The 17,626-nt window shown below is 32.3% G+C and carries 17 protein-coding genes; 3 read left to right on the top strand and 14 right to left on the bottom strand.

Features of this window, described 5'->3' with window-relative positions:
* Positions 1-39 precede the first annotated feature (39 nt).
* From Q0828_RS04185 to Q0828_RS04160, 6 genes are all read right to left on the bottom strand, one after another.
* Entirely contained in the window at positions 40-834 is a 795-nt protein-coding gene (locus Q0828_RS04185; RefSeq protein WP_298417946.1) for a Fic family protein, read from the bottom strand.
* 3 nt (positions 835-837) lie between these two features.
* Positions 838-1,050 carry a hypothetical protein gene (locus Q0828_RS04180; protein ID WP_298417945.1) on the bottom strand — a complete coding sequence of 71 codons (213 nt, stop codon included), beginning with the start codon at positions 1,048-1,050 and terminating at the stop codon, positions 838-840.
* 357 nt (positions 1,051-1,407) lie between these two features.
* A complete protein-coding gene (locus Q0828_RS04175) occupies positions 1,408-2,394 on the bottom strand; it encodes a DUF4837 family protein (RefSeq protein WP_298417944.1) in 987 nt (328 codons plus the stop codon).
* A 25-nt stretch (positions 2,395-2,419) separates the two neighbouring features.
* Positions 2,420-4,063 carry a LysM peptidoglycan-binding domain-containing protein gene (locus Q0828_RS04170; RefSeq protein ID WP_298417942.1) on the bottom strand — a complete coding sequence of 548 codons (1,644 nt, stop codon included), beginning with the start codon at positions 4,061-4,063 and terminating at the stop codon, positions 2,420-2,422.
* A 257-nt stretch (positions 4,064-4,320) separates the two neighbouring features.
* Positions 4,321-5,508, bottom strand: a complete 1,188-nt coding sequence (locus Q0828_RS04165; protein WP_298417940.1) for a phosphoglycerate kinase — start codon at positions 5,506-5,508, stop codon at positions 4,321-4,323.
* Between the two features lie 7 nt (positions 5,509-5,515).
* Complete coding sequence (locus Q0828_RS04160) at positions 5,516-6,583, bottom strand: DUF2652 domain-containing protein (protein ID WP_298417938.1); 1,068 nt, start codon at positions 6,581-6,583, stop codon at positions 5,516-5,518.
* Between the two features lie 208 nt (positions 6,584-6,791).
* On the opposite strand from Q0828_RS04160, the gene Q0828_RS04155 reads away from it, so the two are divergent.
* Positions 6,792-7,952, top strand: coding sequence for a DNA polymerase III subunit delta' (locus Q0828_RS04155; RefSeq protein ID WP_298417936.1), 1,161 nt, complete (start codon positions 6,792-6,794; stop codon positions 7,950-7,952).
* Between the two features lie 90 nt (positions 7,953-8,042).
* Here Q0828_RS04155 and Q0828_RS04150 read toward each other — a convergent pair whose 3' ends face one another.
* The 7 genes from Q0828_RS04150 to Q0828_RS04120 form a co-directional block, all read right to left on the bottom strand.
* Entirely contained in the window at positions 8,043-10,643 is a 2,601-nt protein-coding gene (locus tag Q0828_RS04150) for a FecR domain-containing protein (protein ID WP_298417935.1), read from the bottom strand.
* Positions 10,644-10,702: 59 nt separating this feature from the next.
* The gene (locus tag Q0828_RS04145; RefSeq protein WP_298417934.1) at positions 10,703-11,620 is read right to left on the bottom strand and encodes a FecR domain-containing protein; all 918 of its coding nucleotides are present in this window, start codon (positions 11,618-11,620) and stop codon (positions 10,703-10,705) included.
* Between the two features lie 52 nt (positions 11,621-11,672).
* Positions 11,673-12,185: an RNA polymerase sigma-70 factor gene (locus tag Q0828_RS04140; protein WP_298417932.1), complete on the bottom strand. Its 513-nt coding sequence runs from the start codon at positions 12,183-12,185 to the stop codon at positions 11,673-11,675.
* Positions 12,186-12,891: 706 nt separating this feature from the next.
* Entirely contained in the window at positions 12,892-13,563 is a 672-nt protein-coding gene (locus Q0828_RS04135) for a hypothetical protein (protein ID WP_298417931.1), read from the bottom strand.
* 29 nt (positions 13,564-13,592) lie between these two features.
* Positions 13,593-14,615: a hypothetical protein gene (locus Q0828_RS04130; protein WP_298417930.1), complete on the bottom strand. Its 1,023-nt coding sequence runs from the start codon at positions 14,613-14,615 to the stop codon at positions 13,593-13,595.
* A 43-nt stretch (positions 14,616-14,658) separates the two neighbouring features.
* Complete coding sequence (locus tag Q0828_RS04125; RefSeq protein ID WP_298417928.1) at positions 14,659-15,204, bottom strand: hypothetical protein; 546 nt, start codon at positions 15,202-15,204, stop codon at positions 14,659-14,661.
* A 2-nt stretch (positions 15,205-15,206) separates the two neighbouring features.
* A complete protein-coding gene (locus Q0828_RS04120; protein ID WP_298417926.1) occupies positions 15,207-15,743 on the bottom strand; it encodes an RNA polymerase sigma factor in 537 nt (178 codons plus the stop codon).
* A 486-nt stretch (positions 15,744-16,229) separates the two neighbouring features.
* Between Q0828_RS04120 and Q0828_RS04115 the strand changes: the two genes are divergently transcribed.
* On the top strand, positions 16,230-16,496 hold the full coding sequence (locus tag Q0828_RS04115; RefSeq protein ID WP_298417924.1) for a hypothetical protein: 267 nt from the start codon (positions 16,230-16,232) through the stop codon (positions 16,494-16,496).
* A gap of 11 nt (positions 16,497-16,507) precedes the next feature.
* Positions 16,508-17,167 carry a hypothetical protein gene (locus Q0828_RS04110; RefSeq protein ID WP_298417922.1) on the top strand — a complete coding sequence of 220 codons (660 nt, stop codon included), beginning with the start codon at positions 16,508-16,510 and terminating at the stop codon, positions 17,165-17,167.
* 86 nt (positions 17,168-17,253) lie between these two features.
* Here Q0828_RS04110 and Q0828_RS04105 read toward each other — a convergent pair whose 3' ends face one another.
* Positions 17,254-17,604 carry a hypothetical protein gene (locus Q0828_RS04105; protein ID WP_298417920.1) on the bottom strand — a complete coding sequence of 117 codons (351 nt, stop codon included), beginning with the start codon at positions 17,602-17,604 and terminating at the stop codon, positions 17,254-17,256.
* Positions 17,605-17,626 lie beyond the last annotated feature (22 nt).

Below are 17,626 nucleotides of genomic sequence, written 5' to 3'. Positions count from 1 at the left end.
TATCTTTTCTACAAGAATATTAAATGAAATCAATTAAAATTACAACTCTATTCTTCTGATCAAATAATCTGCCATTCCATTTGCAAAATAGGCAACTAAAAGCTTATCATCATTTTCTTTTTCACAATTTACAATTGTGCTTATATATTCTATTTGTTCTTCTTGTGTTGTGATTTTCGGAAATATAGGAGGACAATTATTAGTCATTTGTACTGCACCTAAAATAATTCTACACACTCTACCATTTCCATCAGCAAAAGGATGTATTTCATTTAAGAACTTATTATGCAAATATGCTAATCGAGCTAACAAATGCTTTTCTTCAATAGTATTATCAATATCGCTAATTCTACCATTAAACATATCTACATAAGTAGCCATAATCATTTCTAAATTATAATGAGGCGCATACACTTTATTCTTAAAAAAAGGCTCACGAGATCCTTCAATGGGTACATTCCTGTAATTACCTACTAATTCTGGTTTAAATTCCGTTTCCCAAGCCATTTCGCTATTCATTAAGCAACGATGTAAATCCTTAATTTTTTCTTCGGTTAGACTAAAATCATCTAGAGTATCTAGCAGGTTTTTCAATACAGATTGATGGTCAGCTATTCCCATTAAAGAATTAAAATTAATTCCTCTAACTGTTTCATTATTTAAAAAACGAATAGTATCACCATATTGAAGTTTAGAATCCTCTACTCTTGCTGAATAAAAAGAATAATCATTAATTAATGAGTTTCTAAATTCTAGTGTCCAATCTTGTCTTGGAAATTTTTCTTGAAAATCAAAAAGGGCTTTATTAAATTTTAATAAATAATCAGGTAACATTTATTACCCATTATATTTATTAAACATATAACGTGTCCATTTTTTTATATCGTGAGGATAAGCAAACAAAATATTATCTTTTTTTAAAAATGTTTTACCAAAAAAGAACATTTGGAAATCAGTTTTAAAAGTATGAGGTATTGTATCAATAGCTACAGCATCTTTCGTAGTTGATAATTTTTTTAAAGATAATATGTCTTGTTTTGTAACTAACATAAGGCAAATGTATTAAATACTTTTGAATTGTCAACATGTTGCATATAAATTTTAACTAAGAGTTTGTTATTAAAAAATCAACATATCATCTAAATTCATATTAATATAGTAAATATATTTGAATTAATAAGCATTATAAATAAAAAACTTAGGCTTTCGTACAAGTTAGCTTCATTTATTAATATCAATCATTTTATAAAAGTACCTTATTAAGGTCAAAACTAATATTGAATTAATAAAATTAGACAAAATTAAATTCAGTTAGAAACTAAAAGTCTAAAATTAATTGCAATAGAGAATGTAAAAAGCACATAAGTACTAAACTCATGTGCTTTTGTCGGTTTTAATGTAAGTTATTTATTCTTTTATTTTTAACGATTTTAGAATCGCCTCTATTTCAAATACAAAGTCTCTTTTTTCTTCTGAAGGTGCAAATGTGAGTCCTTCTACAACCACTAACCTATTGTGTTGTTTATCTTCAACAATGTAGTTTACAAATGGTCCTGCCATGTGGAAATTTTTCATTTCCCATCTTCCTTTGGTTTCTAGTGCTGGTTTGTTGTCTACAATAGCATCGTATAAGTATGGCGCAAAAGCTTTTTCAGTAATCATATGCATTCTTTTTGGATCTCTTCCAGGAATGTATGCTTCTCCAATAGAATCGCGCATTTGAATAATTGCATCAATGGTAGTAGAATCTTTTGGTATGCTTCCAAATGGTAATGTGTATGCAAAAATATTCATCGTTCCTTTTGGAACTTCACGCTCAAACCATACAAAGTTTTCTTCATTTTTCACCATTTTGTAGGCAGATGGAATGTTTAGTGAAAACCCAAATGTTTCCTCTAAAGTTGTATCTCTACTTAATGAACCTTGAATGAATTTTTGCTTAGAACGTAATTCATTTAGCTTTAACGTGGTGATTGATTCTTTTGAATTTGTTGTGAGTTGCTCAATAATTTCGTCATCAGTTCCTGTAGCATATACAATTTTTTGTGGTTTTGCATATACATTTGATTTGATTTTGAATTGTTTTTTGTCGGATGATTTTACAAAAAGTATGCTTCTACATTTCGTTAGTAAACCATCAAATACTTCTGGATTGATGTGTTTTATTGAAAATATAGGTTCATCCATTGCTAAACCGTCTGTTGGTGCTGCATAGATACTTCTGATACTGTCTCCAACTTTTCCTTGCCATAAATCATCATCTACAACAACCGTAAGTAAGTTTACTTTTCCGTATGATTCTGGTAAATATTGTTCCGCATTTTCACTATTTTTTCTGTCTTCGCAAGAAGTAAATAGTGCCAAAGCAACGATAATTGCGTATAATTTTTTCACGAGGTTTTGTTTTTATGAGTTCTTTTTATTTTTTAGAAACCTGCAAGGTCATTCCTGGTTTTAGCTTGTTACCACTAATATCATTCCATTTTTTAATATTCTTTACAGAAACTCCTGGAAATTTTTGTGCAATACTCCACAAAGAGTCGCCAGACTTGACTACATAGGTTTTTCCTATTCCAGTATTTTTTTTCTTCTTGTTTGATTTTTTTACAGCAAATCCTGGTTTTTTAGGGTATACTGTTAAACGTTGTCCAATTCGTAATCTGTTTGATCGGAGTCCATTCCATCGTTTTAAGTCACTTACACGTACACCAAAACGTCGTGCTATTTTACCTAAATAGTCACCACTTTTTACACGATAGCGTGTACGTTTGTCCATTTCAAATAGTTGTGGTAATGGTTTTTCGCGTTTCGCTAATTCTTCTTTCGCTAAGGCGTAAATAGCTTCTTCATTGTTTACAAACTTTCCGACTTCTTGTACAGGCAAACGCAAGGAATAGTTTCTCCCTTTTACATTTGGAATGATATCTAATTTATAGGAAGGATTGAAGAATTGCAAGTCTTCAACTTTTACGTTTAGTACTTCTGATATTTGATCGAATGTGAGTATTTCTTTTACACGAATTGTGTCTGTAGCAAAGTGTGGTACTTCTATTTTTTCTACCTGAAAACCGTGTTCGTCTGCATATTCAAAAATATACATAGTTGCTAAGAATGCTGGTAAGTAGCCAGCCGTTTCACGTGGTAAGTTTTTACGAATATTCCAGTAGTTTTCATATCCGCCTGAGCGTCTAATCGCTTTTGAAACATTTCCAGGGCCTGAATTGTAAGCTGCCAACGCTAAATCCCAATCGCCAAATATTCTGTACAGACTAGCTAAGTATTTACAAGCTGCTTTAGTTGATTTTTCAGGATCACTGCGTTCGTCAACATATGAACTTACATTTAAATCGTATTCTTTTCCTGTTCTGTACATAAATTGCCATAAACCTGTAGCACCTACACGTGAGCGTGCTCTTGGATTTAACGCTGATTCTACAATAGCTAAATATTTTACTTCTAAAGGAATATCGTAATTATCAAGTTCTTGCTCAAACATTGGAAAGTAGTACTGACTTACTTTCATTAAGCGTTCCATTGATTTTTTTCTTCGTTTTAAAAACCTACGTATTACACTTTCTAATGAAGGATTGTATTCGATATTGAACGGTGTTTTTGCGTTCAGTCTTTCTAAACGTGCTTTGAGCGTATCTGTTGGTAATTCTTGATAGACAACAGGATCGTATTTGAGTTCTGATATTTCTTTATGAATGGTATCAAATAAGTCTGCACCACCAAGTTCGCGCAACCAAAGACTATCTATTTTAGCGGCAAATTTGTTGTCTTGTAACTCGTATTTTTCTTCAATTTTTGTTAATTCCTTTCTTCCGTCAAGCATTATAGTTGTGCTATCCATTTCTGGAAGAATTTCACTTGCAGTACGTTTGATTTCGTTTTTGGTATCGAAATATATTGTATCAGTCATAACGGTTTTTTTTCCGTCAAGAATGATTGTGTCTTTTATTATTTTGAATGCAGGCTTTTCTTTTGCAGGCTTTTTTTTATCTTCTTGGGCATTTCCCACAGAAGCTAAACATAAGAATACGATGCTGAATAGGTATTTCATCTATTGTATGGCGTTTTATCGTTTTATACGTGTTTCTTATATAGAAACGTGATTGCTGCTAAATTCGTGTTTTTTCTTCGGATTTTGAAATTCCCGCATACTAAAAAAGTCTAACTACTAGAATTAGACTTTTGTTTATATCTATTTTCGAATCAATTAACTTGTTAATCTTTCCTGTGGAATTTCATAGAACTACTAGATAGTAAGCTTTAAATAGCGTTCATTTTTGTCTTAACACAAAACGAATCAAAAGAGTTTTACGCTAAAATAGCTGCAATACCTGGTAATGTTTTTCCTTCTAGGCTTTCTAACATTGCTCCTCCTCCAGTACTAACATAACTTACTTTTGGTTCAAAACCGAATTGTTTTACAGCTGCTACAGAATCTCCTCCTCCAACAAGTGAAAAGGCTCCATTTTTGGTTGCATCAGCAATTGCATGTCCTAACGCAATAGTTCCTTTGGCAAAGTTTGGCATTTCAAACACACCTAATGGTCCATTCCAAAGAATTGTTTTCGATTGCGCAATTACCTCAGCAAATTTAGCTTGTGTAGCTGGTCCAGCATCTAATCCCATCCATCCATCAGGAATTTGAGTCACATCTACTACTTTCGTAGTTGCATCATTTGCAAACGCATCTGCAATGACAGAATCTACAGGTAAATGAATGGTCACATTTTTAGCTTCGGCTTGTTTCATTATTTCTTTCGCCAATTCTAGTTTGTCATCTTCTACTAATGAATTTCCAATGCTTCCGCCTTGTGCTTTGATGAACGTGAATGTCATTCCTCCACCAACAATTAAGTGATCTATTTTATCTAAAATGTTATCAATAATTGTGATTTTTGAAGATACTTTTGCGCCTCCTAGTACAGCTGTTACAGGCTTTTCTCCAGTTTCCATTACTTTGGCTATACTTTCTATTTCTTTTGCTAATAATAACCCAAAACATTTTTTGTCTGTAAAGTTTTGTGCGATTACTGCTGTAGATGCATGCGCTCTGTGTGCCGTTCCAAAGGCATCATTTACATAGATATCTCCCAGCTTAGCAAGTTTCCCTGCAAAGACTTTATCTCCTCCTTTTTCTTCTTCGTGAAAACGTAAATTTTCGAGTAATAATACTTCTCCTTCTTCCAAACCTGCAACTGCTTTTTCAGCTTCTTCGCCAATACAGTTTCCTGCAAATTTTACTTGTACACCAATGATTTGAGAAACTGCTTCTACTATATGACGTAACGAGTGTTCTTCTTGAAATCCTTTTGGTCGTCCTAAATGCGACATTAATACACAACTTCCACCATCTTCTAATACTTTGATGATTGTTGGTTTTGCAGCACGAATACGCGTATCATCAGTTACTTCAAACTGATCGTTTAGTGGTACGTTAAAATCTACACGAATGAGTGCTTTTTTATCTTTAAAGTTAAAATCGTTTAGCGTTTTCACAAGTATTTTATTTTTCGATTATTGTTGTTTTAAATCCTGAATCAGCAAGCAATATAAGTTCTTTTATATTTTCGGGAACGACTTTTTTGAAGTTTTTTTTCATCAAACGTTTTAGTAAGATACCAAATGGCTTAAAATCGACAAATACTTCTATTCTGAGTCGTGTTTCTTGTTCATTTACAGGTTCTAATACATAATATACATTTAATTTTTTTGTGAAAGGAACTTCCGTAGTCGATTCACCATAGACCAATTGATTTGTTTTTGCTTTTTTAGTTACCGTTGTCGGATTGACAGCTTTTTTATCAATGAGACATTTGTGTTTGTCTCCAACTCTATTGACACGATTTTTTTCGTATTCTACTTTATCAATTCCTTTTGCCCACAACAAGCGATAGTCAAAATTGCTAATGATTTCATAGAGTTCTAAGATGGGTAAGTTAATGCTTGCTTCTTCACTATATAAGTTGTGTTTGGGTACATTATCTGGAATCGGTAAAATTTCAGGAAGTTCATTTTTATAGTCAGAAAGTGATTCGTACGCGTAGTTAATCTGACCAAAGTCATAATTAGCTTGTAATTGATGTGTGACTTTTGGAATATTTTCCTCATCTACTTCTTGTGTAAATAATGCATATTCAGTAATTGGTACATTATTTTTGAGTAAACGATGCACTTTTATCACGTTTGGCCCATATGGTTTGTTTGAATCTTTTATAGAGATAAATTCGATTTCGCCATAATGCACAATAAATTTTAATGAAAGGTTATATACAGATGAACAAGCGCCACATTGACAAATTTTTTCGTATTCATACCGTTTTAGATAAGTATGAAACGCTATGTACATGCGTTTTACTTGTGCTCTTATTTCATTAAGGTCTATTTCTCCTACTTTATAAAAAAACAATGCATCACCCTCTATTTCTGCCAATTGTAATCCTGAAATATTATTATCTATTAATAATTCTAAGAGCTCCGAAATAATATGGCGACTGTGTTGAATTGCCGTATGCTGTACAAATTCGGTAAATCCGGAAATATCAGGAATGAAAAGAAGCGCTTTTTCCGCCATGTTGTTTTTTATAGTTTTTGATCGTGTTACTGTAAAGATACTTCCTTTGTCGTAATTTTTTGTAATTCCTTTTGAAAGATATCTCGACAGTATTTAATATCTCATCGTACTAAATTTACCTTTATTTACGTAAAACCACATCTTCTACTTATGGAAAACCTCAACAAATGATAGTGCAAAATTCAACTGTTCCAACTATATTTGCGACATGCTTTTCCAAGATATTTTAGGCTTAACTCATATTAAAAAACATCTCACGCTTAGTGCAGATCGTGGACGCATTCCGCATGCGCAACTTTTTGTAGGTCCAGAAGGTTGTGGAACACTTTCCATGGCAGTTGCTTATGCACAGTATGTGTTGTGTCAAAATACAGAAGGAGAAAATACTGGAGGAAACGAATCGTGTAATTTGAAATTTAATAATATTTCACATCCCGATATGCATTTTGCTTTTCCCGTAGCTGGAAATCATAAAGTGAAAAGTCATCCTGTATCAAAACACTTTTTGGAAGAATGGCGCGAGTTTATTCAAGAACAACCATATGGAAATCTGTTTGATTGGTACAAGTTACTTGGAATTGATAATAAGCAAGGTCAGATTGGAGTTGACGAAGCGTTGGATATTGTAAAATCTTTAGCGTTAAAATCCTATGAAGGAGGTTATAAAGTAATGATTATTTGGATGGCTGAACGCATGAATACAGCCGCAGCCAATAAGTTATTAAAGCTAATTGAAGAACCACCAAATCAGACTTTATTTATTTTGATTGCCGAAGACGAAGAACAGATTATTAATACGATTCGTTCTCGTTGTCAGATATTGCATTTCCCTCCTTTGGGCGAACTAGCTATTAAGGAATCTTTGATGGAAAAGTTAAATGTATCGGAAGCTGAAGCCACTAAAATTGCACACCAATCGAATGGAAATTATAATAAAGCGGTTGATTTAGTGAATCAGGATTCCGAAGATTTACAGTTTGAAACTTGGTTTGTTTCGTGGGTTCGTTCTGCTTTTAAAGCCAAAGGAAATAAAACAGCGGTTCGCGATTTGATTTCTTGGAGCGAAGAGATTGCAAAAACTGGACGTGAAACTCAAAAGAAGTTTTTAGGTTTTTGTTTAAATCTTTTTAGACAAGCCTTATTACAAAATTATACAGCAACCGATTTAGTTTTTTTTGAACCACATACCAAAGGATTCTTTTTAGAGAAGTTTGCACCTTTTGTACATGGAAATAATATTCTGGACATTTCTAAGGAATTGCAAGATGCTATTTATCATATAGAACGTAATGGAAATGCCAAAATTGTTTTAACTGATTTGTCTATTAAGCTGACGCGATTGTTGCATAGAAAAGATCAGCCTTTGTAGACTTTTTAGCTTGATTCTTTTTTCTTAAAGTTTTATAAATTCCATTCTACAACGGAATTAATTCTACTTTTCAATAGCCTGTTTCATTAACTAAAAGTCAACTCTAAATACTAAATTCGGCGTTAAGCCAAGTGAAATATTATCAACGGTTTGCAAACGAAACTGCACGTCATTATTATCATTTATGAAAGGCCTGATTTCGTAAAAACGTTCTAACAAGTTTTTACGGTTGTAGATGTTAAGTAGTGAAAAACCTATTTTCCCTTTCCATCTGTTCTTTTTATCGAAATCGAACGTATAAGTACCTGAAAAATCCAAGCGATGATAGTCTGGGATGCGCACTGTATTCGTTTCTCCTATAAAGACAAATAAGTCTCCGTTTGATTGTGTTTCGGACGTTACAGGTGTGTATGGTGTTCCGGTACGATAGTTCCAGCCAAGTGAAAACTTAAAATTGCCCATCGTATACGAATGTGCCCAACGGAAATAGTGTTTTATATCGTAGTTTCCAGGAAATGCAACTCCATTGTTGATTCGGGAAAATTCAAATGAGTTATTTGTGTATGAATAGCCCATCCATGTTTGATAGTTATCAATCTTTTTTTCAACCAAGACATCAACACCTATTACTCTACTTTTTCCTTTGGTAAACGTTTCTACAACACTTGTACTACCAAAACTTCTGTTTAATGATGTAAGTCCTTTAATGTTTTTGTAATAACCATCTAAATTCACACGCCATCCACTTTTATTGAATAGAAATCCTGCTGATATTTGCTGACTTTTTAATACTGGAAGATCATCACCATTTGCAATTGCCCATACTTGGTTTTCCAAACCTAAGTTTGCCGTATTGAATTCTATGATTTGACTTACCGCTTGGTGTTTTAATTCGGCAGAAAGCGTTGTGCTAAAGTTTTTATCAATTCTTTTTTCAATGTGTACTCGCGGTTCTAAAAATAGTGTTCTAATGGTACTAAAATAGTTAGCACGCAATCCAGCATTGATAATTAGTTTTTTCTTATTGTTGTATTTGTATGAAGTGTATAATGCGTACGAATTGTTGATACTTTCTTCCGCTGATTCATAGGCATCTACACCACCTTCATCAGCACTAAATCCAGAAAAGCTATATGATACATCATTGGAAGAGAACTGAAATCCTGATTGGATTTCGTTTTTTTCACTGATTTTCCAAAAAGTATCATACGAAAAACCAATATCTCTGATGGTATTTTGCTTTCTATCTTCTTCTACTAATTGTACCATATCTCCTTGAAATCTTCCTAAATAATCAAAATCAAATTTTGAATAGTATACGTTTAGATCGTGTGAAAATTTTTCATTCCATTGACGTTTCCAAAACCCGCTAAAGCCTGAGTTTTTTATACTTAACTGATCACGTGAGGTTTCTTCAAAAAAATCAACTTTAGAGCCAAAATCGAGTTCGTTTTGCGTCATTAAATTACTAAGCATAATTTCGTCTTTATCAGAAATGTTTCCAATAAGTTTTACGGTGTAATCTGTAAAAAAGAACCTGTTTGTTGTCTCAGAGAATATATTTTCGGCGATTTCGGTTCCTTTTGTAATTTTTGTATTTTGAAATACACGTTCAGAAAAGTTATCATACGTAAATGTTTCCCAAGCATCTGTAAAAGCTCTACGTGCTGATACCATGACTCCGAATTTTTTCCCAATAGGGACTTTTAAGTATGCATCAACATGTGTCATATTAAACCCTAATCCGCCAGATAATTTTTCTGGAACTTTGGTATCAGTTTGAATGTCTATTACTCCTGAAATTCGATCGCCATAACGTGTTTCCGTTCCACTTTTATATACAGATACTTCTTCTATTACATATGGATTGAAAGCAGATATTAAACCAAAAAAGTGACCTGAATGATACATTTTGATTCCGTCCCAAAGAATTAAGTTTTGGTCGGGTGTTCCTCCTCGAATGAAGAGTCCTGAAGCAGTTTCGTTTGGGCTTTGAATACCTGGTAATAGTTGAATACTTTGTAATACATCAGGCTCAGTAAGCCCAGGAAGTATTCCAAGTTTTGAAGGAGAAATGGTTAAGGCTCCATTTTTTTGTTTGTTGATTCCTGAAGTGATATAGTTACTGATTAGGACTTCTTTTAAGCTAAATTTTTCTGCGATTAAAGGAATTTTTGCACACGGATTTTGTTCTAATTCTTTTGCTAAAACTTGTTTTGGTTTGTATCCTAAATATCGAACTTCTATGGTATCCGTTGGATTCGTTAAGAAGAGTTCAAAATAACCGTTTGAATTTGAAAATGTTCCTTTGGATTGTGTTTTGTTTTCAACAGAAGCATCTATGATAGGCATTTCATTTTGGGCATCAACCAATATACCGCATATTCGAACTTTGCCTTCTTGTTCTTTATTTCTAATAATGTAATAGCGTTTATCTGCTTTTTCAAAAACGATAGGAACTTGTGCTTGCAATCGTTGTAAAACCGTATTTAGAGTAGCATTTTTAAGAGTAAGCGTAATTACTTTATCTTTTGCTAAATCTGCACGATATGAGAATTTAACACCATATTCTTTTTCAATGGTGGTTAATACGTTTTGAAGTGGTTCATTTGTAAACGAGAGATCTACATTGTTTTGTGCAAACAATGTAGTTGTGATGAATAAGACAACAACACTTATAATTCTTCTCATATTACGCTATGGTAAATCTATAATAGGCGAAGACTTTCTTTTGTATTAAAAAAGTTGGGCTATTCCGCCTTTTTAAGGATAACTGTATTTTCGTCCTTAAAAGTATATGAAATTTCCATAGGAACAAAGACTGTACGCAAAGCAAGTTTCAAATTTTTATGAGAAAAGCTCCCAGTAAAGCGCTGTGTAGTGTCTATGTTATCGTGTATGATTGTTATGTTGTATTGATTTTGAATAGCTGTAATAACATGTTTTAAAGGGATTACACGGAAATTGCTTTCTCCTTCTCTCCATGTTTCATCTTTTATATCGAAGTCCCAATTCGTTGTTTCTCCTTCTAACTTAGAAAATGCTTTCCCTACTGTTAAGATTGCTTTTTCACTGTTTGAAGTTTCAACTCTTACTTTTCCTTCTGTACATTTTACTTCAAATAAGTTTTCTGCAGTTTTTACATTGAATTGTGTTCCAAGCACTTCTATCGTTCCTGCATCTGTAGAAACCGTAAATTTTTCTCCTTTTTTTACTTTGAAATACGCTTCTCCTGTAAGTGAAACTGTTCGGTTATCTTCCCATAATTCTTTATCAAATGTTATACTTGACTTTGCATTTAGAATTGCTTCTGATCCATCAGGTAACGCAACTGTCATTTGATTTCCGTAACCAGTTTCAAATGTTTCTCCTGCGGCAGTAAATACATATGTAAATCCAACTACTAACAATATTACTGCGGCAGCTGCATACATCCAAGAAGGAACTAACCTTCTTCTTTTTGTTTCTTTTCTGTCTTGTTTGTCTTTAATTTTAGACAATAGACTTTGCTTATCAAAAGAAGGTGCTTCAAATTGGTTTGTGCCTTCTATGATTTTTATATAGTCTTGATACTCTGTAGTGGTTTCAAAACGAGTTTTTTCCTCCTCCGAAATATCACCACTTAGCCATTTTGCTAAAAATGTATCGTCATATTTATCTTCCATCATTTCTACTTGATTCAGTAATAGAACAGTTTTCTCAAAGAAAACCCTACCTTTTTTATATTTTTCCTATTTCTTTTCTCAGCGTTACTAACGCTTTGTGCATTCTTTTTTCTACTGCTTTTACAGAAAGTCCTATAATTTCTGCAATTTCTTTGTATGTTTTTTTATCAATTCTGTTGAGTAAAAAAACTTCTCGTTGTCCTTCTGGTAGCTTTGCGATGGTGCGTTGTAGTTTTTCTTGAAATTCTTTTTCTCTAAGAATGAATTCAGGTGTTTCGTTGGAAACTTTTCCTGTGTTTTGTTGTTTGTATTTTAAAACTACTTTTTCGTGCGCAACTTCATTTAAGAAGGTATTATTGGCTACCGTGTACAAGAACGACTTTGCTTTGGTAAATATTACTTTTGCGCAATTTTTCCATAGTTTTATGAAAGCTTCTTGAACAATATCTTCTGCTTGTTGTTCACTTCCACACTTGTAATATATAAAATTACGAAGCGTTTCAGCGTTGGCATTGAATATGGTTTCAAAGTTTTTTGATTCACAAACAGATTTTTCCTCTGTAGCCATTAATTTTTATAATTAGTGTTTTGAGCTCGTCTTCATTTTTCTGGTTAGTGAAAAAAGTTGGTAAGATGAGTTTTTTTGGTTTGCTCCAAAATTAAGGATTTTTTTTTTAGATGAGTTTTGTGTGATGAAACTATTAAATTTTACTCAAAAAGCAGTTGCATTTTAAGTTTTCATCAAGTTTTTTTAGAAGATATTGTTGAAATTAGAAGAAAAAGTAAATTATTTTTTATTTTTTTAAAAACTTACATATCCTTAGTAAAAACAGGAGTTAAGCAAGTAATTCTTGATAATTTTAACATTTAAATTTCTAATTTTTTATTTTTTTTTAAAATAATGGTAGGGTATTTTCTAGATAGCCTGTTTTATTAGCAAGTTAAGTTAAAATCAAAATTTTATTATCTCTTGAGATATAAAAAATTTTAAAACTAATGAAGTTCAATTAAGTCGGTTTTTTATTAGTTGAAAATAAGTGGCAGCAAAGCTATTGAGATCGAGGCTAAAGTCTTTGTTGCCCTTTTTTTTACTTGTAAACACACAATAAGGATTGGGAAAAGATTGCTATGAAAAATAAATAACAACATCCGAAAAGTTGTTTAAAGATATTCGGGAAAAAGAAAATACATCTCAAACCTATTTACTAGTTTTTCTTCCCTCGGTAATTCTAAATTTATCGAGGTTTTTTTCGCTTTAAACTAAACTGCTTTCATTAGAATTTATCTTTAATTTTTTTCTTTCTTCCCATATTGAAGATTCCAATTTTTAGTCCTAAACCAACAGAAAACCCTTTGATATTATCTCTTCCGTAGAATGGTAATCGAAATGATTCTGAGATTCTATACCGTACACCTGTTTCTATTTGTATAAAACGAGATATGTTGTAAAGTATATTTACACCTGGTTCAGCAATTAAAAATGAATCATAGTCATTTGTATCATTTTCCAGAGAAGTTTCGTCAAATTCACCATCAGCCTTTTTTTCAAGTAAAGTTGCAACTCCACCACCAATCATTAAAGGAAAAGAGATACTTACAAACCTGTTTCCAAATAGAATTGGCTCTATGTGTAATCCGCCATAAGCGCCAACTAAAAGCACTTCATCACGTGCATACACATTAGTATTGTTTGGTTGTGCACTAAAAAATACACTTGTAGAGATTCCTATTTCAAATTTTCTATTTGCTACGTAGGCAAGTTTTAAATTAATCAACGCGGCATCTTCACCAGATATTCTTCCAAATTGTGGTGTAAATCCTAAATAGACTCCATGTACAATGTTTTTGCGATCGTCAAATTCGAAATAATCATTGGTTTCGTCCGTTTGTGCGGTAAGTGTGTTAAAAATGAATAGTATGAATACTGCAGTTATTAACTTTTTCATTTTGTATGGTTGTTTCGGTTGTTTCGTATTTATAGTTCTTTTAAGATGATGACGCCTTTGTAACCAGTACATGTTATCGTTCCAGTCTGTTTTGCTCCATATGAAGCGCTTATACGTCTTATTTTCTCTTTTCTGTCTATGATTTCACTTTCTATATTTTCCATTGTTTTTGGAATACGCAACACTCCTTGTTCTAATTTTGCATTGAAAGTAAAGTTTGTTTCAGAAATATTTATATATACTTCTGCCTCTTGTTGATTGATATTAAAATCTGGCTCGTTCTGTATATGTTTTAGAATTCTCAATTCTCCGTAATAAAGATTGAGTTTTACCTTTCCTCCTACAGTTTTGAACACCGTTTTTGAATATTTTATATCTCCTGAGATATTGTTCAGTTTCACAATATCTATTTTATCTTTGTTAGCGTTAAGTTCTAAATTTTGTATGTTGTTTAAGATCATTTCTGAACCATCAGAATCAATTTTCAGGTCAATTCCATTATGAATTTCTAAGGTTGCATCTTTTGAAATGATGTATGATTCATACAACTCTACAACATCAAGTTTAGCATGTTTTAGTGTAATTTCTGCATTTTTTAATTCGTTAGAAATTCGTAAATCACCATGCTCTACTATCGTTTTTAGTTTTCCACTCCAATCAGATATCGTAATATCTCCATATTTATTGTATACTTCTACCATTGATTTTTTGGGTAGATATATGGTATAGTTTATAAATGTTTTTTCGTTTTTAAAAGGATCTATTTTACTGATATATCGTCCTAAAAACCCACCTTCATTTTTTTCTATTTTAGAAATGATTTTTACTTCATTATTGTTGTCAATAATGTCTGTTTTTACTCTATCGAGCAATTTTTTTGCTTTGTCTTCATTTTTTCCTTCCGCTTCTATATTTACTACAATTTCAATAGTGTTTTTGTCCCATCCCGTAAGGAAAATATTGCCGTACGAATTTTCTAAGTACAGTTTATTTTCGTCGGTAAAAGCGTAGGTTTCCCGAATTTCTTTATTGAGTTTATGCTGTCCTAACATGTGTTGATAAGACAGTAAGCATAAGACTCCAAAAAGGAATGTTTTATAGAATGAGCTCACCATCGTCTAGGGTATTTTGAGTTGGATAGGATCTTCGTAAGAGATCTTCCATTAATTGTATTTTTTTTCTATAGTTGTTTATGATTGCTTCAATGATTATTTGATTGTTGACTCCTTGTTTGAGTTCTTTTTTTAGATTGAGGTATTCTTTATCTAACTCGTCTATATAACTTAAAAACTCTTCTTGAGCTGCTTTGGATAAGTTGGTACTGCTTTTTACCAACTGAATTTGATTTTCCACCAACGATTTGTAATGCGTATCTATTTGACGGAATTCTTCACTTACCATATCATATTCTCCTGTTGATTGATTTGTAGCAAAGTATGCAAACATACAACCGAACAGTAATACAACCGCTGCCGCAACTCTAAATGAAGCTTTTTTCCATAATGGGATTACTTTTTTAGGTGTTTCGGGCAATTGCTCGCTAATTTTTCCCCATAGCTTTAGTCTGTCAACTTCGTCTATGGAATGATCATCGAACTCATTTCTGTGGGATTGTATGTAGTCTTTTAATTCGTCTTTCATGATCAATTTATTAATTGGATTAACTTCTTTTTGGCGCGGTGATATTGCGATTTTGAAGTTGATACACTGATTTCTAAAATGTCGCCTATTTCTTTGTGGTCATATCCTTCAATGAGGTATAAATTAATGATTGTTTGATAGCCATTTGGTAATTGTTGAATGGCATTTTTTATTTTGTCTACGTCTATGTCTTCTTTACTTATTTCTTCTTCTTTTTCAGGAATCCAGTATTCTTGTTCTTCTATAGCAACTAGGGGAATCCGCTTTACTTTTAGGTAATTGATGCTTTTATTGATTACAATTCTTTTTAACCACGAACCAAAGGTACTTTCATATTTAAATGAATCAAGGTTTTTGAATGCGTCTATAAAACTATCTTGCACTACATCTTCCGCATCTTCTTTTATTTTCACAATCCGAATACTCACATTAAACATAGCATCAACGTATAATGAATACAGTTTGTACTGCATTTTACGATTACCTAACTTGCTTTTTTCAACAAGATCTTTATGTGTAAATAGTATAGCGTTATTCACTATGTTATGAAATATGATGCGGTTATGGTTTGCTCAATAATCGAGATGTAAAATGCTTCGAGGCCTTTCTCAATGTTTTATGTAAATTCCTTACACATGTCTCACGGATTTACCATGATATAGTTGACTTCTCTCTGTATAGACAAGTTAATTTTACAAAGGTTGCATATTTTTATAAAAATATTTTTCAAACACTCATTTTATTTTCATTATATAATACTTCAACATCTTGTAATGTGTACTGTTAGTTTCTCCAAAAGTACATTTTTTAACGATTATATATTGATTTATAAACAATTAGGTAAATCAACCTTTTTTAAAACCAAGTAATTATACGCTGAAAATTCCTCAATTATCGTAAGATATTTGCATCATAATCATTAAAAAAGCAATAATTGTTTAGTAGCTACTTCCTTTTATTTGATTATGGAAGGCGGAATCCGAAAAGCCTAAAAAAGAGTAGGAACCAATTTAAATACTTTAATCATGTCAACCCTACCAGGAGGTTATTCTCCATATACATGTAATATTTCAGATGAAGCTAAAAAAGCGTTCGCACAAGCTACAAAAGGACTTGTTGGTGTACGTTATTCACCTGTTGCCGTTTCAACACAAGTTGTTTCAGGAGTGAACTATAAGTTTTTCTGTAATACAGAAGCTGCTACTATTATGCCAATAAATGGCGCAGCTATCGTAAGCATTTATGCACCTCTTAAAGGAGATGCTCATATTACACATATACAAACCTTATAAATTTATTAATCATGCAAGGAATACCAGTACCAGTTAAAAATATTAGAATTTATAAATATTTTAAACCAACAGAACCTATAGAAGAGCTTATTATTGAAGGTGCTACAGGAACATATACTGTAGGAACTTTAACAACAAATATTTTTTATAATCTAGATTTAAACGACGACGGAAAACGTGTAAATCCATTATATGTACATGAAAGATATTATGCTACATTTGAAACTGAAGATGGGAAACCAATGACAACAGTATGGATGTTTTGTTTAGACAATTCAGATACACCAAGATTTGGTCGTACGATACATGTGCTAGCGCAAAATGATGCAACACCACAAGTAGCAACGCCAGCAATTGTAGATTCATCAGATTATATTAAACTTACTCCATTACATAATATTACTGTGAGTCAATTATTTCCGCCGCCAGCTATTGGTCAGCGAGTTTTAATTGAAAACGGAACAGGAAATATTATTGGAACTAGAATTGGCGCTCCGCATCTTATGGGTGTTGAAGTTGATAGTGGTGAACGTTTTGGGGAATTAATCCCAGGAATGAAACGCATCATTATTAGTGGATATACTGATAAAGGTGAGTTAGTTACTAGAGATCATTTAACAGTAATTTCTGGAGGACAACCTGCTATATTTTTAAGAACATTTCCACAATAGGATGTGTTAAAATTTGAGTAAAAAATAACCTCTGAGCAATTTTATCAGCTTAGAGGTTATTAATTATTGTAGTACTTAGTTGAATTCTATTTTTTCTTCTTTCGTTGTTGTAGGTATTTATGATGTGCTATGATTGTTTTGTTATCCGCAATTCCTGTTACTTCAACATTGTAACCGAGTGCTTTTAGTTTTTCCTGATATTGTTCCATTTTTTGCTTTTTTTCCTCAAATTTAGCTAGTTGCGCTGCTGTCATTTTGATATTTTGTTCTTTTACTTTAGAACAATCAATCTCTTTCCATTCAATTTTTTTATCGTAATCAAAGCATCTTTCATAACATTTTCCTGCTTCAGGATTCGGAGGAACATCAAAGTTTTGCGCTTGTACAGATATTGATGCACCTATCAATAATAACGCAATAATTAATACATTTTTCATTTGTTTTGGGGTTTATTTATTA

This window comes from uncultured Kordia sp. (genome assembly GCF_947496985.1).
Lineage (GTDB): Bacteria > Bacteroidota > Bacteroidia > Flavobacteriales > Flavobacteriaceae > Kordia.
The sequence above is the reverse complement of the archived record's forward strand: the minus strand, read 5'-3'. Positions and strand labels throughout refer to the sequence as shown.